The 14,902-nt window shown below is 72.1% G+C and carries 10 protein-coding genes and 1 pseudogene; 7 read left to right on the plus strand and 4 right to left on the minus strand.

Annotated features, from left to right (window positions below):
* Positions 1-47 precede the first annotated feature (47 nt).
* The gene (locus ACFWP5_RS24780; protein ID WP_384160482.1) at positions 48-809 is read right to left on the minus strand and encodes a GntR family transcriptional regulator; all 762 of its coding nucleotides are present in this window, start codon (positions 807-809) and stop codon (positions 48-50) included.
* A 240-nt stretch (positions 810-1,049) separates the two neighbouring features.
* The gene (locus tag ACFWP5_RS24785) at positions 1,050-1,934 is read right to left on the minus strand and encodes an RNA polymerase sigma-70 factor (protein WP_384160485.1); all 885 of its coding nucleotides are present in this window, start codon (positions 1,932-1,934) and stop codon (positions 1,050-1,052) included.
* A 128-nt stretch (positions 1,935-2,062) separates the two neighbouring features.
* Here ACFWP5_RS24785 and ACFWP5_RS24790 point away from each other — a divergent pair, with 128 nt between their 5' ends.
* Positions 2,063-2,716 (plus strand): NADPH-dependent F420 reductase, encoded by a 654-nt coding sequence (locus tag ACFWP5_RS24790; protein ID WP_384160488.1) that lies wholly within the window; start codon positions 2,063-2,065, stop codon positions 2,714-2,716.
* A 157-nt stretch (positions 2,717-2,873) separates the two neighbouring features.
* Positions 2,874-3,704 carry an alpha/beta fold hydrolase gene (locus ACFWP5_RS24795; RefSeq protein ID WP_384160491.1) on the plus strand — a complete coding sequence of 277 codons (831 nt, stop codon included), beginning with the start codon at positions 2,874-2,876 and terminating at the stop codon, positions 3,702-3,704.
* Between the two features lie 45 nt (positions 3,705-3,749).
* On the opposite strand, the pseudogene ACFWP5_RS24800 reads toward ACFWP5_RS24795, so the two are convergent.
* A pseudogene (locus ACFWP5_RS24800) lies at positions 3,750-4,643 on the minus strand (DMT family transporter); the annotation flags it as partial.
* On the opposite strand from ACFWP5_RS24800, the gene ACFWP5_RS24805 reads away from it, so the two are divergent.
* The 5 genes from ACFWP5_RS24805 to ACFWP5_RS24825 all read left to right on the plus strand — a co-directional run bounded on the left by ACFWP5_RS24805 (position 4,634) and on the right by ACFWP5_RS24825 (position 13,639).
* Positions 4,634-6,064 (plus strand): PLP-dependent aminotransferase family protein, encoded by a 1,431-nt coding sequence (locus ACFWP5_RS24805; protein WP_384160494.1) that lies wholly within the window; start codon positions 4,634-4,636, stop codon positions 6,062-6,064. The pseudogene ACFWP5_RS24800 and the gene ACFWP5_RS24805 overlap by 10 nt on opposite strands.
* Positions 6,065-6,200: 136 nt before the next feature.
* A complete protein-coding gene (locus tag ACFWP5_RS24810) occupies positions 6,201-7,784 on the plus strand; it encodes an alkaline phosphatase D family protein (RefSeq protein WP_384160497.1) in 1,584 nt (527 codons plus the stop codon).
* A 141-nt stretch (positions 7,785-7,925) separates the two neighbouring features.
* On the plus strand, positions 7,926-9,341 hold the full coding sequence (locus tag ACFWP5_RS24815; protein ID WP_384160499.1) for an SWIM zinc finger domain-containing protein: 1,416 nt from the start codon (positions 7,926-7,928) through the stop codon (positions 9,339-9,341).
* Positions 9,338-12,001: a DUF6493 family protein gene (locus ACFWP5_RS24820; protein ID WP_384160501.1), complete on the plus strand. Its 2,664-nt coding sequence runs from the start codon at positions 9,338-9,340 to the stop codon at positions 11,999-12,001. Before ACFWP5_RS24815 ends, ACFWP5_RS24820 begins: the two co-directional genes overlap by 4 nt.
* 144 nt (positions 12,002-12,145) lie before the next feature.
* Positions 12,146-13,639, plus strand: a complete 1,494-nt coding sequence (locus ACFWP5_RS24825) for a GNAT family N-acetyltransferase (RefSeq protein ID WP_384160503.1) — start codon at positions 12,146-12,148, stop codon at positions 13,637-13,639.
* On the opposite strand, the gene ACFWP5_RS24830 is transcribed toward ACFWP5_RS24825, so the two are convergent.
* Entirely contained in the window at positions 13,608-14,855 is a 1,248-nt protein-coding gene (locus ACFWP5_RS24830) for a trans-sulfuration enzyme family protein (protein ID WP_384160506.1), read from the minus strand. The genes ACFWP5_RS24825 and ACFWP5_RS24830 overlap by 32 nt on opposite strands.
* Positions 14,856-14,902 lie beyond the last annotated feature (47 nt).

Below are 14,902 nucleotides of genomic sequence, written 5' to 3' on the forward strand. Positions count from 1 at the left end.
GCCCCGGGTGGAATTCCCGGGGCGCGACGCGTGAGCTGTGACCGTGGTCAGGAGGCCTGGCGCTCCGGGCCGTGGTGTATTTCTACGCTTCCGGAGTCGGCGAAGGTCAGGCGGCAGGTGTCCGCGCGGTACGTCGCGACGGAGACCGCGGCGGTGCGGCCCTCGGCGAAAAAGCGGGTCGTGACGACAAGAACGGGTGCCCCGGGGAGGCGGTCCAGCTCCTTGGCGTCGTCCGCGCGCGCCGAACCGAGTTCGACGGCGCGGTCCTGGCCCTCCAGTTCGAGGCGCTGCAACTCACGCAGCACCGCACGCGCGCGTGCCGTCGCCGACGGAGTGTCTATCCCGGAGAGGTCGGGCACCGACGACTCCGGGATGTAGAGCAGTTCGGCGGCCACCGGCTGGCCGTGGCTCACCCGGGAGCGCCGCACGGTGTGGACCAGTTCCTCGGAACCGGTCTCCAGGACGTCCGCGACGGCCCCCGGCGGAGCCGCCAGCACACAGTCGACGGACTGCCAGGCGTCCTCCCCGGCGCCCGGCCAGGCGTGCTGCTCGGTGCCGACGGCGACACCCACGCGCGGCGGAGCGACGGTCGTACCGACTCCGCGACGGCGCTGCAGCCGGCCTTCCAGTTCGAGTTGTTCCAGAGCCTGCCGGAGCGTGGCCCGGGCGACGCCGAAGCGGGCCGCCAGGTCTCGCTCGTTGGGCAGGATCTCGCCCACGGAGAACTCGGAGTCCAGTGCCTCACTCAGCACTGTCTTGAGATGCCAGTACTTCGGCTCCGGCACCGATTCCAACTGCGTGGTCCCCACCCTGTCCTCCGCAATCGCCGTGTTCCGGCGGCGTTTTAGCGCCCTTGTTTATTAAAGGTTGTTTCACTTATCTGCGACCATAGGACGGCCCCCACCCTTGGTCAAGACCAATCCTCCATGTCGTATGCAACCCATAGAGGACATGCCGCAGAGCGTTCACAGGGCGTTCGTACTGGGCGTTCTTGGTGACAGCACGGCAAAGCCCCCGTCGTGAAACGGGGGCTCCACCGGGGGTCCCGGCTAAGCGGAAGCCAGTGATCGAAGCTTCTCGGGGTTGCGGACGATGTAGACGGAACGGATGCGTCCGGCGGATACGTCCACCTGGAGGACGCTGTCAGGCGTGTCACCCGAAAGGATCAGTACCGCGGGTCCGCCGTTGAGCTCAAGGAAGCGGAACGACATCTCCGGGACGCCCTTCTCGGCGACGCCGACCAGGAAGCGGCCCACGTGGTCGGCGCTCTCCAGGATCCGCAGCGGCGCCTGGGCCTTGCCGCCGCTGTCGCCGACGAGACGGACGTCCGGGGCGAGCATCTTCATGAGGCCCGCCAGGTCGCCCTCGGCCGCCGCGGCGAGGAACCGCTCGGTGAGATCGCGGCGTTGCGCGGGGTCGACCTCGTAGCGCGGGCGCCGTTCGTCGACGTGCTTGCGGGCCCGTCCGGCGAGTTGGCGCACGGCCGGCTCGCCGCGGTCCAGCATGGCCGCGATGTCGGCGTACGGGTAGCCGAACGCCTCCCTGAGGACGAACACGGCGCGTTCCAGCGGGGACAGCGACTCCAGGACGACGAGTACGGCGAGCGACACGGAGTCGGCGAGCACGGCGCGCTCCGCGGTGTCGGGGACGGTGTCCCCGAAGTCGGTGACGTACGGCTCCGGCAGCCACGGGCCTACGTAAGCCTCGCCTCGCGCCTTGACCTGGCGGAGTCGGTCGATGGCGAGGCGGGTGGTGACGCGCACCAGGTACGCGCGTGGTTCGCGGACTCCGGCGCGGTCGGCCGCGGACCAGCGCAGCCAGGCCTCCTGGACCACGTCCTCGGCGTCAGCCACCCGGCCGAGCATCCGGTAGGCGACTCCCATGAGGACGGGGCGGTGTTCTTCGAAGACATCGGTTTCGGCGTCGGTGGTCACGTCGCCATCCCATGCGACGCGTCCGCCCGTGTCCAGGAGAAAACCGTGCGTCGGGGAGAAAAACGTGTGCCCCGGAGCAGAATTGGCCGCGGGCCGACGGCGTCCGGCGGCCCCTTCCGGAGGTGGCGATGCGGTACGCGGTACTGGGCACGGGCGAGGTGGGCCGCACCTTGGGCGGCAAGTTGGTCGAGCTGGGGCACGAGGTGACCCTGGGCTCGCGCACCAAGGACAATCCGGCCGCCGCCAAATGGGCCGAGAGCGCGGGGTCCGGAGCGCGTACGGGCACGTTCGCGGAGGCCGCCGCGGCGGGAGAGGTGGTCGTGAACGCCGTGGGCGGGCGGGTGGCGCTCGCCGCGTTGGAGGCGGCCGGGGCCGAGCGCCTCGACGGCAAGATCGTCCTCGATGTCTCCAACCCGATGGCGTTCGAGGACGGGCGGCTCAGGCTGTCGCCCGTCGAGTCGGACAGTGTGGGCGAGCAGATCCAGCGGGCCTTCCCGCACGCGCGCGTGGTGAAGTCCCTGAACACCGTCAACTGCCAGGTGATGGTGGAGCCTTCGCTCGTGCCGGGCGAGCACCAGGTGTTCGTGTCCGGCGAGGACGCGGAGGCCAAGGCGCGGGTGACGGCCCTGCTCGGGGAGTTCGGCTGGCCGACGCACCGGGTGCTGGACCTGGGCGGCATCGAGACGTCGCGTGCCGTGGAGATGGTGCTGCCGCTGTGGGTGGGCCTGTTCCAGAACCTCGGGCACGCCGAGTTCAACCTGGAGGTGCGCAGGGCGCGTTGAGGATCGTAGAACGAACTCGGGGCTGTAGGGCACGCTCGGGGCCGTAGGTCCGGGAGGTCCGTGGCGGCTGGGGCTACCGGTCGGTAGAAGTTGCTGACAAGCTGTCTACACGGCCTGTACGGCGTCTGTCAGCGCGTCCCAGACGAGGAGCACCCCCATGTCCGCCACCGTCTCCTTCCCCGTCCCCACTCCGCGGGGCCCGAAGACCGTGACCGTGTCCTACGCGCGCGTGGGTCGCGGCGAACCGCTGCTCCTGCTGCACGGCATAGGTCACCACCGGCAGGCCTGGGACCCGGTGGTGGACATCCTCGCGACCGAGCGCGATGTGATCGCCGTGGACCTGCCCGGGTTCGGCGCCTCCCCCGCGCTCCCGGAGGGGCTGGCGTACGACCTGAACACGACGGCCGCCGTGTTCAGGGCCTTCTGCGAGGCGCTGGGGCTCGAACGCCCGCATGTGGCGGGCAACTCGCTCGGCGGACTGATGGCCCTGGAACTGGGCCGCGAGAAGGTCGTACGGTCCGTCACCGCCCTCTCCCCCGCCGGATTCTGGTCCCAGGCAGAGCGCCGCTACGCCTTCGGTGTGCTGCTCACGATGCGGCAGATCGCCCGCCGGATGCCGCTCCCGCTGGTCGAGAAGCTGGCGCGCACGGCGGTCGGCCGCGCCGCGCTCACCAGCACCATCTACGCCCGCCCGGACCGCCGTTCACCCGAGGCCGTGGTCGCCGAGACGCTCGCGCTGGTCAACTCCCCCGGGTTCGACGACACGCTCCGGGCCGGGACGAGCGTCCGGTTCACCGACGACCTCCCCGGTATCCCGGTCACCGTGGCCTGGGGCACCCAGGACCGGCTGCTGCTGCGCCGCCAGGGCGTCCGCGCCAAGCAGTTGATCCCCCGCTCCCGGCTGGTCCGGCTGCCCGGCTGCGGGCACTGCCCGATGAACGACGACCCGGCCCTGGTCGCGCGCGTCATCCTCGACGGCAGCCGCTGACCGGCGCGGCACCAGCGCCAACGCGCCCGATCCAAGGGCCACTCCGGCGCCGACGAGGGCGCTGCCTGCGGCCTGGGCGGCCCCGTAGGAGCCCGTTCCGACGAGCGGTGCGGTAGCGGCAGCCGCGACCGGGATGAGGCCGGAGAAGAGCGTGGCGCGCTCCGCGCCGATCCGCTGCATGCCCATGTACCAGCACACGAAGCCGACGACCGTGACGACCGCCGCCTGCCACAACAGCGCGGCGGCCTCGGTGCCGTCGGGGCGCCGCAGCCAGGCGGTCCCGTCGAGGACCAGCCCGGCCGTCGCCGCCTCGATCGCGGCGAGACCGCACACCGTGGCCGACAGCAATCGCGGTCCCAGGGGCCGCAGTACGGGAACCGCGAGCACCGCGAAGCCCACCTCACCGGCGAGGGCGCACCCGGAGAAGGCGATTCCTGTGCCGTCCGTACGGCCCCACCCCTGGACCGTGAACGCCCCGACGGCGACGAGTGACGCCCCGTAGAGCACGATCCGCCGGGGACGGCGTCCCTCCAGGAGGGGGACGAGAACCGCGACCGCTACGGGCGCACAGCCCACGAAGACGCCTGGGACGGCCGGTTCGGCGCTGCGTTCGGCGGCGATGACGGCCAGGTTGAACCCGACCATGCCGACGGCCGCGAGCAGCGCGAGACGGGCCCATTGACGTGGAGTGAGCCCGCGCAGCCTGGCCGGCGCGTCCTTGCCGGTGAACGGGAGGAGGAGCAGGCAGGCGAGGCCGTAGCGCAGGAACTGGCCGCCCGCGTACGGGTAGTGGCCCAGGACGCTGTTCGCGGTGAAGGACGCGCCTACGAGGACGCAGGCGAAGGCGGCGAGCGGGGCGCCGCGGGCGGTGGTGGCGTTCATGGCAGCGACGCTAGGGAGCCCGGCGGTCCGGTTTAAGGTCCACTTCCATGACGTCATCGCGGACCAATCCGGAGGGGCTGACGGGTTCCGCCGCCTGGGAGTTGCTGCTGCCCGCCGCCTCTGCACCGGCACGCGCGCGTGGCCGCTCCCTTCAGGCTGCGTTGCGGGAGGCGGTGCGTTCGGGGCGGCTGGCGCCGGACACCCGGCTGCCGTCGAGCCGGGACCTGGCGGCCGACCTCGGGGTGTCACGAGGCCTGGTCACGGAGGCGTACGAGCAGTTGACGGCGGAGGGCTATCTGCGCAGCGGCCGGGGTGCGGGCACCTGGGTGGGCGGTGCCGTACGGGCGGCGCGTCCACGCGCGCGTGACCTCGCGCCGCGCTCCCCCGGCGCCCGCGCCGACTTCGTGGCCGGAACGCCGGACCTGTCGCTGTTCCCGCGCGCCGCCTGGGCCGCGGCGCAACGCGGTGTGCTGGCCGAGTTGCCGCACGAGGTGCTCGGCTATCCCGATCCGCGCGGGTTGCCCCGGTTGCGTACGGCTCTCGCGGAACTCCTCGGGCGCCGACGGGGTGTGGTCGCCGACCCGGAGCGGCTCGTCGTGGTCTCCGGAGTGGCGCAGGCGACGACGCTGCTCGGATTCGTGCTCCACGCGCGCGGGACACACACCGTCGGCGTCGAGGACCCGGGGAGCCCTCAGCACGACGCCCTGTACGCCTCGGCGGGCGTCGGCACCGTACCGCTGCCCCTGGACGAGGAGGGCCTCGCGGTCGGGCCGCTACGGGCGTCGGGCGTACGGGTCGTAGTGACCACACCCGCCCATCAGTTCCCCACGGGCATCGCCTATTCCGCGCGGCGACGCGCCCAACTCCTCGACTGGGCACGGTTGGTGGACGGTCTGGTCGTCGAGGACGACTACGACGGCGACTTCCGCTACGACCGAGCCCCCGTAGGTGCGCTCCAGGGACTCGACCCGGAGCATGTCGCCTACGCGGGCTCGGTCAGCAAGTCCCTCGCCCCGGGACTGCGGCTCGGTTGGCTGCTCGTACCCGAGTCACTGGCCGACGAGGTCGTCGAACGCAAGCGCACCATGGACCTCGGCCACCCGACCCTGGACCAGGCGCTGTTCGCCCGCTTCCTGGAACGCGGCGACTACGACCGGCAGTTGCGCCGCTGTCAGCGCGCCTACCGAGAGCGCCGCGACGTCCTCGTGGCCGCCCTGGAGGAACACTTCCCCGGAGCGCAGGTGACGGGAATCGCCGCAGGACTGCACGTCATCGCCGAGCTGCCGGAGAAGTACGGCCCTCAGGAGGCCTTTCTGGAACGCGCGGCCCGCGCCGGTGTCGCGGTGCGCCCGCTCACCGCCTACGCACACGCGCGCGTGGACGACGCGGTCGTACGGCTGGTCCTGGGGTACGCGCATCTGTCTCCCGGACGGATACGTGCGGGTGTACGTCTGATGGCCGACGCCGTACGCCCGTAGAGAGCCTCTGATGTCGCACGCGGGCCCCCATGTCACCGCGTTCCGTTGTTCACCCGTGGTTTCCGTGAGCGCTGTGGCGCACCAGTAGTTGTGGCAGTGCACCCTGACCGCATCCCGTCCGTGGAGGCGCAACCCCATGTCACATCGTCCGTTCCCCGCCCGCCGTAGCGTCCTGCGCGGCTCCCTGGCCGCGTCGGCGGCCCTGACCGTGCCCGCCGCCCTCGGCGCCGCCCCGGCCTTCGCCCTCTCCGGGCGTCCCAAGGCCGGCTGGGGCGTGCAGGCGGGGGACGTGACCTCCGACTCCGGGCTGGTGTGGGTGCGCTCGGACCGCCCGGCCCGGATGATCGTGGAGACCTCGGCCACCGAGTCGTTCCGCAATCCGCACCGGTGGCACGGTCCGCTGCTCGGCGCGGACACGGACTTCACCGGCACCACCCGGCTGCGCGGGCTGCCCTCGGGGCAGCAGATCTACTACCGGGTCCTGCTCGCCGACCCCGACGACCCGCGCCGTACGGGCGAGCCGGTCGCCGGTACGTTCCGTACGGTGCCGACCGGGCGGCGCGGCGTGCGTTTCCTGTGGTCCGGTGACCTGGCGGGGCAGGGCTGGGGCATCAACCCCGACCTCGGCGGCTACCGGATCTACGACGCGATGGCCAAGCTCGACCCGGACTTCTTCGTGTGCAGCGGCGACAACATCTACGCCGACGGTCCGATCACGGCGACCCAGGCGCTGCCCGACGGCAGCCTCTACCGGAACGTCACCACGGAGGAGAAGTCCAAGGTCGCCGAGACCCTGGCCGAGTTCCGCGGCAACTTCCGCTACAACCTGCTGGACGAGAACCTCAAGCGGTTCAACGCCCAGGTGCCGTCGATCATCCAGTGGGACGACCACGAGGTGCGCAACAACTGGTACCCGGGCGAGGTGATCGCCGCCTCCGACACCCGCTACACGGAGAAGAACGTCGACGTCATGGCGGTGCGCGCCCGGCGGGCGTTCAGCGAGTACTTCCCGATCTCGACGCTGCGGCCGGGCGCCAAGGAGGGCCGCGTCCAGCGCGTGATGCGGCACGGCCCGCTGCTCGACGTGTTCGTCCTGGACATGCGGACCTACCGCAATTCCAACTCGCCCGACAAACAGACCGTCGACCCGCAGGGCATCCTCGGCCGGGAGCAACTGGAGTGGCTCAAGCGGGAGTTGTCGCGGTCGCGTGCGGTGTGGAAGGTGATCGCCGCCGACATGCCGCTCGGCCTGGTCGTGCCCGACGCCACCGAGGGCAAGGCGAACATCGAGGCGGTCGCGCAGGGCGACCCGGGCGCGCCGCTCGGGCGTGAACTCCAGATCGCCGAGCTGCTGCGGTACATCAAGCACCGGCGGATCACCGGCACCGTGTGGCTGACGGCCGATGTGCACCACACGTCCGCGCAGCACTACCAGCCCTCGCGGGCCGCGTTCACCGACTTCGAGCCGTTCTGGGAGTTCGTCTCCGGTCCGCTGAACGCGGGCGCCTTCCCGGCCAGCGACCTCGACAACACCTTCGGTCCGGAGCGGGTGTTCGTGAAGGCGCCGACCGCGCAGAACGTGTCGCCGGCCGAGGGCTACCAGTTCTTCGGCGAGGTCGACATCGACGGCCACAGCGGGGAGTTGACGGTGCGTCTGCGCGAGCAGGACGGCACCGTGCTGTTCACCAAGACCCTCCAGCCGGGACGGGTCGGCCAGTAACTCCACTACCCTCGTACGTGAGCCGCGCACCGGCGTCATCCCCCGGTGCGCGGCACGCTGCGCAGCGCGCCAACTCTCCGCCGCGGACTGCGTTTGCGCAGGTCAGGGCCGATTGTCAGTGGTGGCCTCTACGGTTTTTCCATGACGCGATCTTTGCAGGCCGTGACCTATCCCCGACCCTCCGTGCTGGAGTCCTCGGCGGACGGACGGCGCCTCGGGCTGGAGACCTCACGGGGTGCGACTCCTTCGGGTGTCACCGACCATCCGCGCTTCTTCGCGGGCTTCCTGACCTCGCCTCAGGTGGCCTCGGCCGCGCTGCTGGCGGTGGCCGACGTGGCGGCCACGCGCTACTACCAGCGCCAACTGGCCGCCTCCCTCGACCCGGTGGTGACGGCGGGCGGCGACCGGCTGCGCTTCGAGTCCTTCTCCGGCTGCGGCGGGGTGTACGCGCGGCTGGACGTCCTCGCCCCCGGACTCGACGGCGACGAGGTGGGACACGGCACGACGAACGTCGACGTCAACAACCCCCTGCGTGAGGCCCTCTCCCGGATCGGCACGGACGATCCGCTCCATCTCCGCGTCGGCCCCGAGGAGTTGGCCGTGACCACGCTGGACGGCCCGGTGGTGGAGAAGAAGGTGCCGCTGCCGGACCGGTGGCTGCGCGGCTTCGCGGAGGCCCAGGTCATAGCGGCCGGCTTCGACCTGCGGGCCGAACTGCCCGCGGCGGAGGCGGTCCGGTTCCTGCGCTCACTCCCGAAGAGCGGCGCGCGCGGCACCACGAGCGGCCCGCGCTGGGTCGTACCGGCGGGTCGCGGCCTGCGCCCGACCACCCGCCCCGTACCGGGCGCGGTGTGCCTCCCGGGCCCGGAGCGGCTGATCGCACTCCAGCGCGTCCTGCGTCACGCGACGGCCCTGCGGATCTACGGACCCTCCGTCATCGGCGTCTCGGCGACGGCCGGCGCGTGGGAGGCCGTCCTGCCGGGCATGCGGCTCACGCTGACGCTGTCGCCGGACGCGTCGCGCGGATTCTCCGGCGAGGGCGGAGTCTTGGACGCGCTCGCCGCCGACGAGGCGGGCGAGGACGCCGAGTTGATCTCCGTACTGCTGGCCTGGGAGCCCCGCATCGACGTCGCTGACATGGCCGCGTCGTCGGGACTCACGCCCGAGCGGGTCCGCGCCGCGCTGACCCGGCTGGGCACCTCGGGGCGCGTCGGCTACGACACGGCGGAGGCGGCCTACTTCCACCGTGAACTGCCGTACGACGCGCAGCGCGTGGAGCGTCACAATCCGCGGCTGCGCTCGGCTCGCGCGCTGGTGGCCGCGGGGGCGGTGACCTTGGAGGGCGCGCTCGGGACGGTGACCGCCGAGGACGGTCACGTGCACCGGGTGCGGGACGAGGCGGGGGTGCTGAGTTGCAGCTGTGTGTGGTGGGCGAAGTACCGGGGCGGGCGCGGGCCGTGCAAGCACGCGCTGGCGGTACGGATGGTGCGGCGGGGCGCCGCGACGGAGCAGAACACGAAGCAGGACATGGTGCGGGTCGACGGGGGTGTGCGATGAGTTCGCTGATGGAAGCGGTGCGGGCGGGCCGGACGGCCGAGGCGGTGGGGCTGCTCGACGGATTGACCGACGCCGAACGGCGGTCGTTCCTGCCGGAGTTGAAGGAACTCCGCAAGGAGCTGCGCAAGGCACCGTGGGAGGAGCCGTCCCGCCGCGCCTATCCGGCTCTGCACGCGGCCGGAGCCGCCTGCGAGACGGGGGCGGCTGCCGCGGCGACCTGGATCGCCGCCACCGACATGCGCTGGTCGCAGTCGTCCCCGGCGCTGCTGATCCACATCCTGGGCGACCGCGACACCGCCTGGCTCGCCGACGTGACGCACCGCCTCGCCGGACGCCCGGCCTCCGCCGACGTGCCGTACGAGCTGATGGCCGGTCTGGTACGGCTCTCCGGCTGCCCGGTGCCGACGACGGACGCCTATGTGCGGGGCTGGGTGGAGCACATCGGTCACCTGCGGCAGCTCGGGAACACCCTGCTCGACCGGCTGCGCAAGGATCCGCATCTCGCGGAGCTGGTGGACGCGGTCTTCGAGACGGAGGACATCGGCAGCCCGCTGGAGTGGACCTCGCCCGAGGGCCCGAACAGTTGGGTCGACGCGCTCGCCCAGCTCACCACGGAAGGCGTCCTGGACCGGAAGCGCACGGTGGACGCGTGCGTGGCCCGGCTGCTGCGAGGCGGTACGACCCTCGACAACCGGGTGTTCCTGCGCATGCTGAAGGCCCTCGCCCTGACCTGCGAGGAGGAGCGGGAACGGACCGCCGACTGGCTGGCCCTGACTTCGGACGCGGTGTCGATGGTGGCGTCGCATGCCCAGTCGGTGCTCGGTTCCCTCGCTCTGGACGGGGAGTTGACGTCACGTCGGCTGGCGGAGATGTCGGATGCGGTGCTGTTCCGGCCCGAGAAGAAGCTCGTCCGTGCGCAACTCGTGCTGCTGGGGAAGGTATTGGCACGGGACGCGTCGGCCGTCGCCGAGGTGCTGCCCACTCTCGCGCAGGCCTTCGGGCACGAGGACGCGGAGGTCCAGGAGCGGGCACTGAAGCTGGTCGAGCGGCATCTCAAGAAGGTCGACTCCCCCGGGGTACGGGCCGAACTCGCTGCAGCGGCCGACCAGTTGATCCCCGCCCTGCGCGCACGCGCGGTCGAGACGCTGGGCGCGGCGCCGGTGACGGCGGCGGCGCTGGTGTACGAGGAGATGCTCCCGCCGGCACCGCAGGCGGCGCGCCTCGCACCGGCACCCGAGTCGGCGGTCGAACTCGCCGAGGAATTGGGGGCGTTGCTGACGACCGAGGGCGACGTGGCGGCGTTCGAGCGCGCGCTGGACGGACTCGTCCGCCATGCGTACCGGGACCGGGACGCCCTGGCGGAGGCGTTGGGGCCGGTGATCGCGCGCCGCTGGTGGGGCAGTGATGCCCCCGGGCACGTCCAGCGTCCGGACGACCACTTCAGCAGGACACACCACAGTTTCGGCAGCGCGGCCTACGCACTCGACCTCCTGCTGGCCACCCTCCAGGACAAGGTGCGCACCGTCACCCTCCACGAAGGGGTGAAGCACGGCCACCGGGGCCGGGAGTGCGGGCACAGCGCCCTGTCCCGGGCCTTCGACGCCCGGGTGTGGGAGGTGGCGTACCGGCTCCGCGCGGAGCCGCTGCCGTTCCTGTTGTCCACGCCGAGTTGGAGCACGGGCCTGCTGGAGCCGGACGAGTTGGTGGACCGGCTGGACACGTACCGGCGCCTGGGCGCGCGGGTCTCGCCCGCCGACTTCGCGCAAGCACTGCTGCGAGTGCGCCGCGAGGACCGGGCGGCGGCAGCCGCTGCCGCCGAGCGAGCGCAGGCGCTCGGCACGACGGAGGGCACCCGGCTCTCCCGCTGGCTGACGTCCGAGAGTCCCACGCTGCCCCTGAGCAGGCGACGGACGTCCGGGGCGCGCATCGTGCTGGAGTTCGGTGAACTCCTCGATCTGCAGGAGGACTTCCCGGCGGAGCTCCGCGCGCTGGGCCGACCGGTGACTGCCTACGGCGACCGTTGGTACTGCTACCACTGGAGCCAGGACATGCAGCGGCACTGGCTCGCGATACTCCCCGAACGTCGCGAACTGGTGGCGGCGCGGCTGGTGCGGGACGTGTCCGCCGTCGCGCTGGACGACACCCGCGGCGCAGCCGCCGTACTCCCGCTGCTGGCCGAGTCCGACGGTGTGGCCGGCCAGGCCACGCACCTGTGTCTGGCGTACGGGCTCGGCGCGCGGCACCCCGAGGACCGGCTCGCCGCCGTAGACGCGTTGCTGGTGCTCGCGGCGCGGGGACAGTTGGACGTGGCTCGGCTGGGTGCGGATCTCGGGGAGCTGGTGCGGAGCGGGGCCGTGAAGCCGTCTCGGCTCGCCGAGTCGGTGCGGACCGGGGCGGCGACCGGGGCGAACGCGACCATCTGGGGGATCCTCCGGCACACCCTGGCCGCGCTGCTCGCCGACCTCGACGGCGACGCCAAGCCCGCCCACACGCGAGGACTCGGGGACCTTCTCGCCGTCGCCGCCGAGTGCGCGGAGCGGTCGGGGGCGCGAGGTGAACTGCCGCATCTGGCGCAGGCGGCGGCCCGGAGCGGCTCGTCCCGGTTGGTCACGCAGGCACGTCGGCTGCGCAGTGCGCTGGCGGAGGAGGTGGCCGCATGACGTAGGGCGACAGGGCTGACCTCCGGTGCACCCCACTCACAAAAAGAACGGCAAAAGGTACAGAACCACGCTTTTACCGGTAGGTCACAGAGCGTTCGTGATCACGCAACACCCTTCCTTCACAGTGGGTGCATGAGTCGAGACATGTCTGATGTGACGCGCGCGAAGCACGGGCGTCCGGTGCACCACTGGCGGCGGGATCTGGTGGAGCTGGCCGCGCTGTTCACGGCGGTCGCGGTGGCGGACGCCGTGGCGGATCTGGTGGGGCACGGGCCCGACGGTCCGGTGCTGCTGGCGATCTCCGCACTAGCCCTGATCGCCACGGCGGGGTTCCACACGTGGTGGTCACGCCGCCACGGTCATGCGCCGCCGACGGGCGATACCGGTGCCCGGCCGGCCGCGGATCTGCGGCAGACCGGGCCGACGACTGGGTCACCCGCGTCGAAGTCCGCAACCGAAACCACGTCCACATCCGATTCCGAGTCCGAGTCCGACCAGTCCTCCGCGACGGCCGACCCCGTCGCCGAGGCGGCCGCGCTGTGGCGGATGCGGACGACGGTGCAGGACGCGCCGGGGTCACTGGCGGTGTTGTGCACGGCGCTGGCCGGACAGCGGGTCGACATCCTGAGCCTGCAGACGCATCCGCTGGCCGAGGGCACGGTGGACGAGTTCCTGCTCCGGGCGCCGGGTGAGGTCGCGGCGTCCGAGATCACCCGGGCGGTGTCGTCGGCCGGCGGTTCGGGCACCTGGATCGAGCGGGCCGACGCCCACGATCTGGTGGACGCGCCGACCCGCGTCCTGGGCCTGGCCACACGGACGGCCCTGGACGCGGCGGAACTGCCGCTGGCGCTACGGCAGTTGCTGGGCCGGTGCACCATCCGTTCGCTGCCCGCACCCACCGTGGGCAAGGGGCGCGAGCCGGAGTCGGTGCCGGTGGAGGGTGCGTTGGAGGACACGGTCATGCGCCTGCGGGCGCCGGAAGGCGGAGTGATCACAGTGGAGCGGCCGTATCTGCCGTTCACGCCCACCGAGTTCGCCCGGGCGCGGGCACTGGTCGAGCTGGACGCCCGGCTCGGTCCGCGCGTCCCGCGCAGCCAGGACGTACTGACGCTGCCCGAGGGCAACGCGATCACCGTGCGGCGCGCGGACACCGGTGATCTGGACGCGGCGCGGGAGATGCACGAGCGGTGCTCGGCGCGGACGCTCGGTATGCGCTACCACGGGCCGGTCGGTGACGCCGACCGCTATCTCAACCACCTGCTCTCTCCGCGCTTCGGGCGCACGCTCGCCGTGCAGACTGCGTCGGGGCGGATCGTCGGGCTCGGGCACCTGTTGTGGGACGGGGACGAGACGGAGGTCGCGCTGCTTGTCGAGGACGACTGGCAGCGGCGGGGTATTGGGAGCGAGTTGTTGGGGCGGCTGGTGGGGATGGCCGTCGAGGCGGGGTGCGAGAGCGTGTACGCGGTGACGCAGGCGTCCAACACGGGGATGGTCGCGGCGATGCGGGGGCTCGGGTTGCCGCTCGACTATCAGATCGAGGAGGGGACGTTGGTTGTCACGGCTCGGCTGAGTGCGGCTGCAGGAGACGCCAAGGACGTTGCGGAGGTTACGGAGTTCGGGAGGGCCGAAGCGCCGTAGCGGTTGCGGTCCGGCCTGCCACTGCGGGTTCGTCGTGGCTGGTCGCGCCGTTCCCCGCGCCCCTTTGGAGGGGCGCTAGCGCCCCATCCAAATCGGCCCACAAGTCATCGACGGCTTCCAGACCCACCGACAGCCTCAGCAGGCTGTCGCTCACTCCCGAACCCCTCCTGTCCTCCTCGGTCACCACGCGGTGGCTGATGGTGGCCGGGATCTGGATGAGGGTGTCGACGCTGCCGAGGCTGACGGCGGGGGTGACGAGGCGGACGGCGGCGATGACCTCGTGGGGGTCGCCGTGGACCTCGAAGGCGATCATCGCGCCGCCGATGCGCGGGTAGTGGACGCGGGCGACGCGCGGGTCTGCGGTGAGGCGGCGGGCTAGTTCGGCGGCGGTGGCGGACGCGGCCCGCACCCGTACCGGCAGGGTCGAAAGGCCGCGCAGCAGCAGATAGCCGGCCAGCGGATGCAGCACGCCACCCGTCGCGAACCGCACCTGGCGCAGCAGCCCGGCGAACTCCTCGTCGCAGGCCACCACGCCGCCCATCACATCGCCGTGCCCGCCGATGTACTTCGTGGCGCTGTGCAGGACGAGGCGCGCGCCGTGTTCGGCGGGGCGTTGCAGCACGGGGGTGGCGAAGGTGTTGTCCACGAGGAGCGGGACCGAGCCGCAGGAGTGGGCGATCGCGCGCAGGTCCAGTTCGGCCAGGGTCGGGTTGGCCGGGGACTCGACGATGACCAGACCGGTGTCGGAGCGCAGCGCGTCGGCGATCCCGGCCGGGTCGGTCCAGGTCACCTCGGAGCCGAGCAGCCCGGCGGTGAGCAGGTGGTCGCTGGAGCCGTAGAGGGGCCTTACCGCCACCACATGCCGCAGCCCCGTCGCGGCCCGCGCCAGTAGGACGGCGCTCAGGGCCGCCATGCCGCTGGCGAACGCCACCGCGCTCTCGGTGCCTTCGAGGCGGGCGAGGGCGGTCTCGAAGCGGGCGACGGTCGGGTTGCCGACGCGGCCGTAGACCGGCGGCCCGTCGGGTTCGGCGCCGGTGGTGGCGAAGGCGTCGACGCGGGCGGCCTCGCCACGGCTGTCGTACGACGGGTAGGTGGTCGACAGGTCGATCGGCGGGGCGTGCAGGCCCTGCCGGGCGAGATCGTCCCGGCCGGCGTGCACGGCTTCGGTGGCCAGAGCTCGGGGGGCTGGGAAGGGGTGCGGGCTCGTTGTGTCCATGGACGGAAGGATGAACATCGAGCGGGACTGATGGCAGAACGCCCGTG

Source organism: Streptomyces sp. NPDC058469 (genome assembly GCF_042721125.1).
In the GTDB taxonomy this organism is placed as follows: domain Bacteria; phylum Actinomycetota; class Actinomycetes; order Streptomycetales; family Streptomycetaceae; genus Streptomyces.

Bases quoted from the DNA above. Each gene is read 5' to 3' on its own strand.
- ACFWP5_RS24820 (WP_384160501.1), top strand. From the start codon at position 9,338: ATGAGTTCGCTGATGGAAGCGGTGCGGGCGGGCCGGACGGCCGAGGCG.
- ACFWP5_RS24795 (WP_384160491.1), top strand. From the start codon at position 2,874: ATGTCCGCCACCGTCTCCTTCCCCGTCCCCACTCCGCGGGGCCCGAAG.
- ACFWP5_RS24805 (WP_384160494.1), top strand. From the start codon at position 4,634: ATGACGTCATCGCGGACCAATCCGGAGGGGCTGACGGGTTCCGCCGCC.
- ACFWP5_RS24790 (WP_384160488.1), top strand. From the start codon at position 2,063: ATGCGGTACGCGGTACTGGGCACGGGCGAGGTGGGCCGCACCTTGGGC.
- ACFWP5_RS24810 (WP_384160497.1), top strand. From the start codon at position 6,201: ATGTCACATCGTCCGTTCCCCGCCCGCCGTAGCGTCCTGCGCGGCTCC.
- ACFWP5_RS24815 (WP_384160499.1), top strand. From the start codon at position 7,926: ATGACGCGATCTTTGCAGGCCGTGACCTATCCCCGACCCTCCGTGCTG.
- ACFWP5_RS24830 (WP_384160506.1), bottom strand. From the start codon at position 14,855: ATGGACACAACGAGCCCGCACCCCTTCCCAGCCCCCCGAGCTCTGGCC.
- ACFWP5_RS24825 (WP_384160503.1), top strand. From the start codon at position 12,146: ATGTCTGATGTGACGCGCGCGAAGCACGGGCGTCCGGTGCACCACTGG.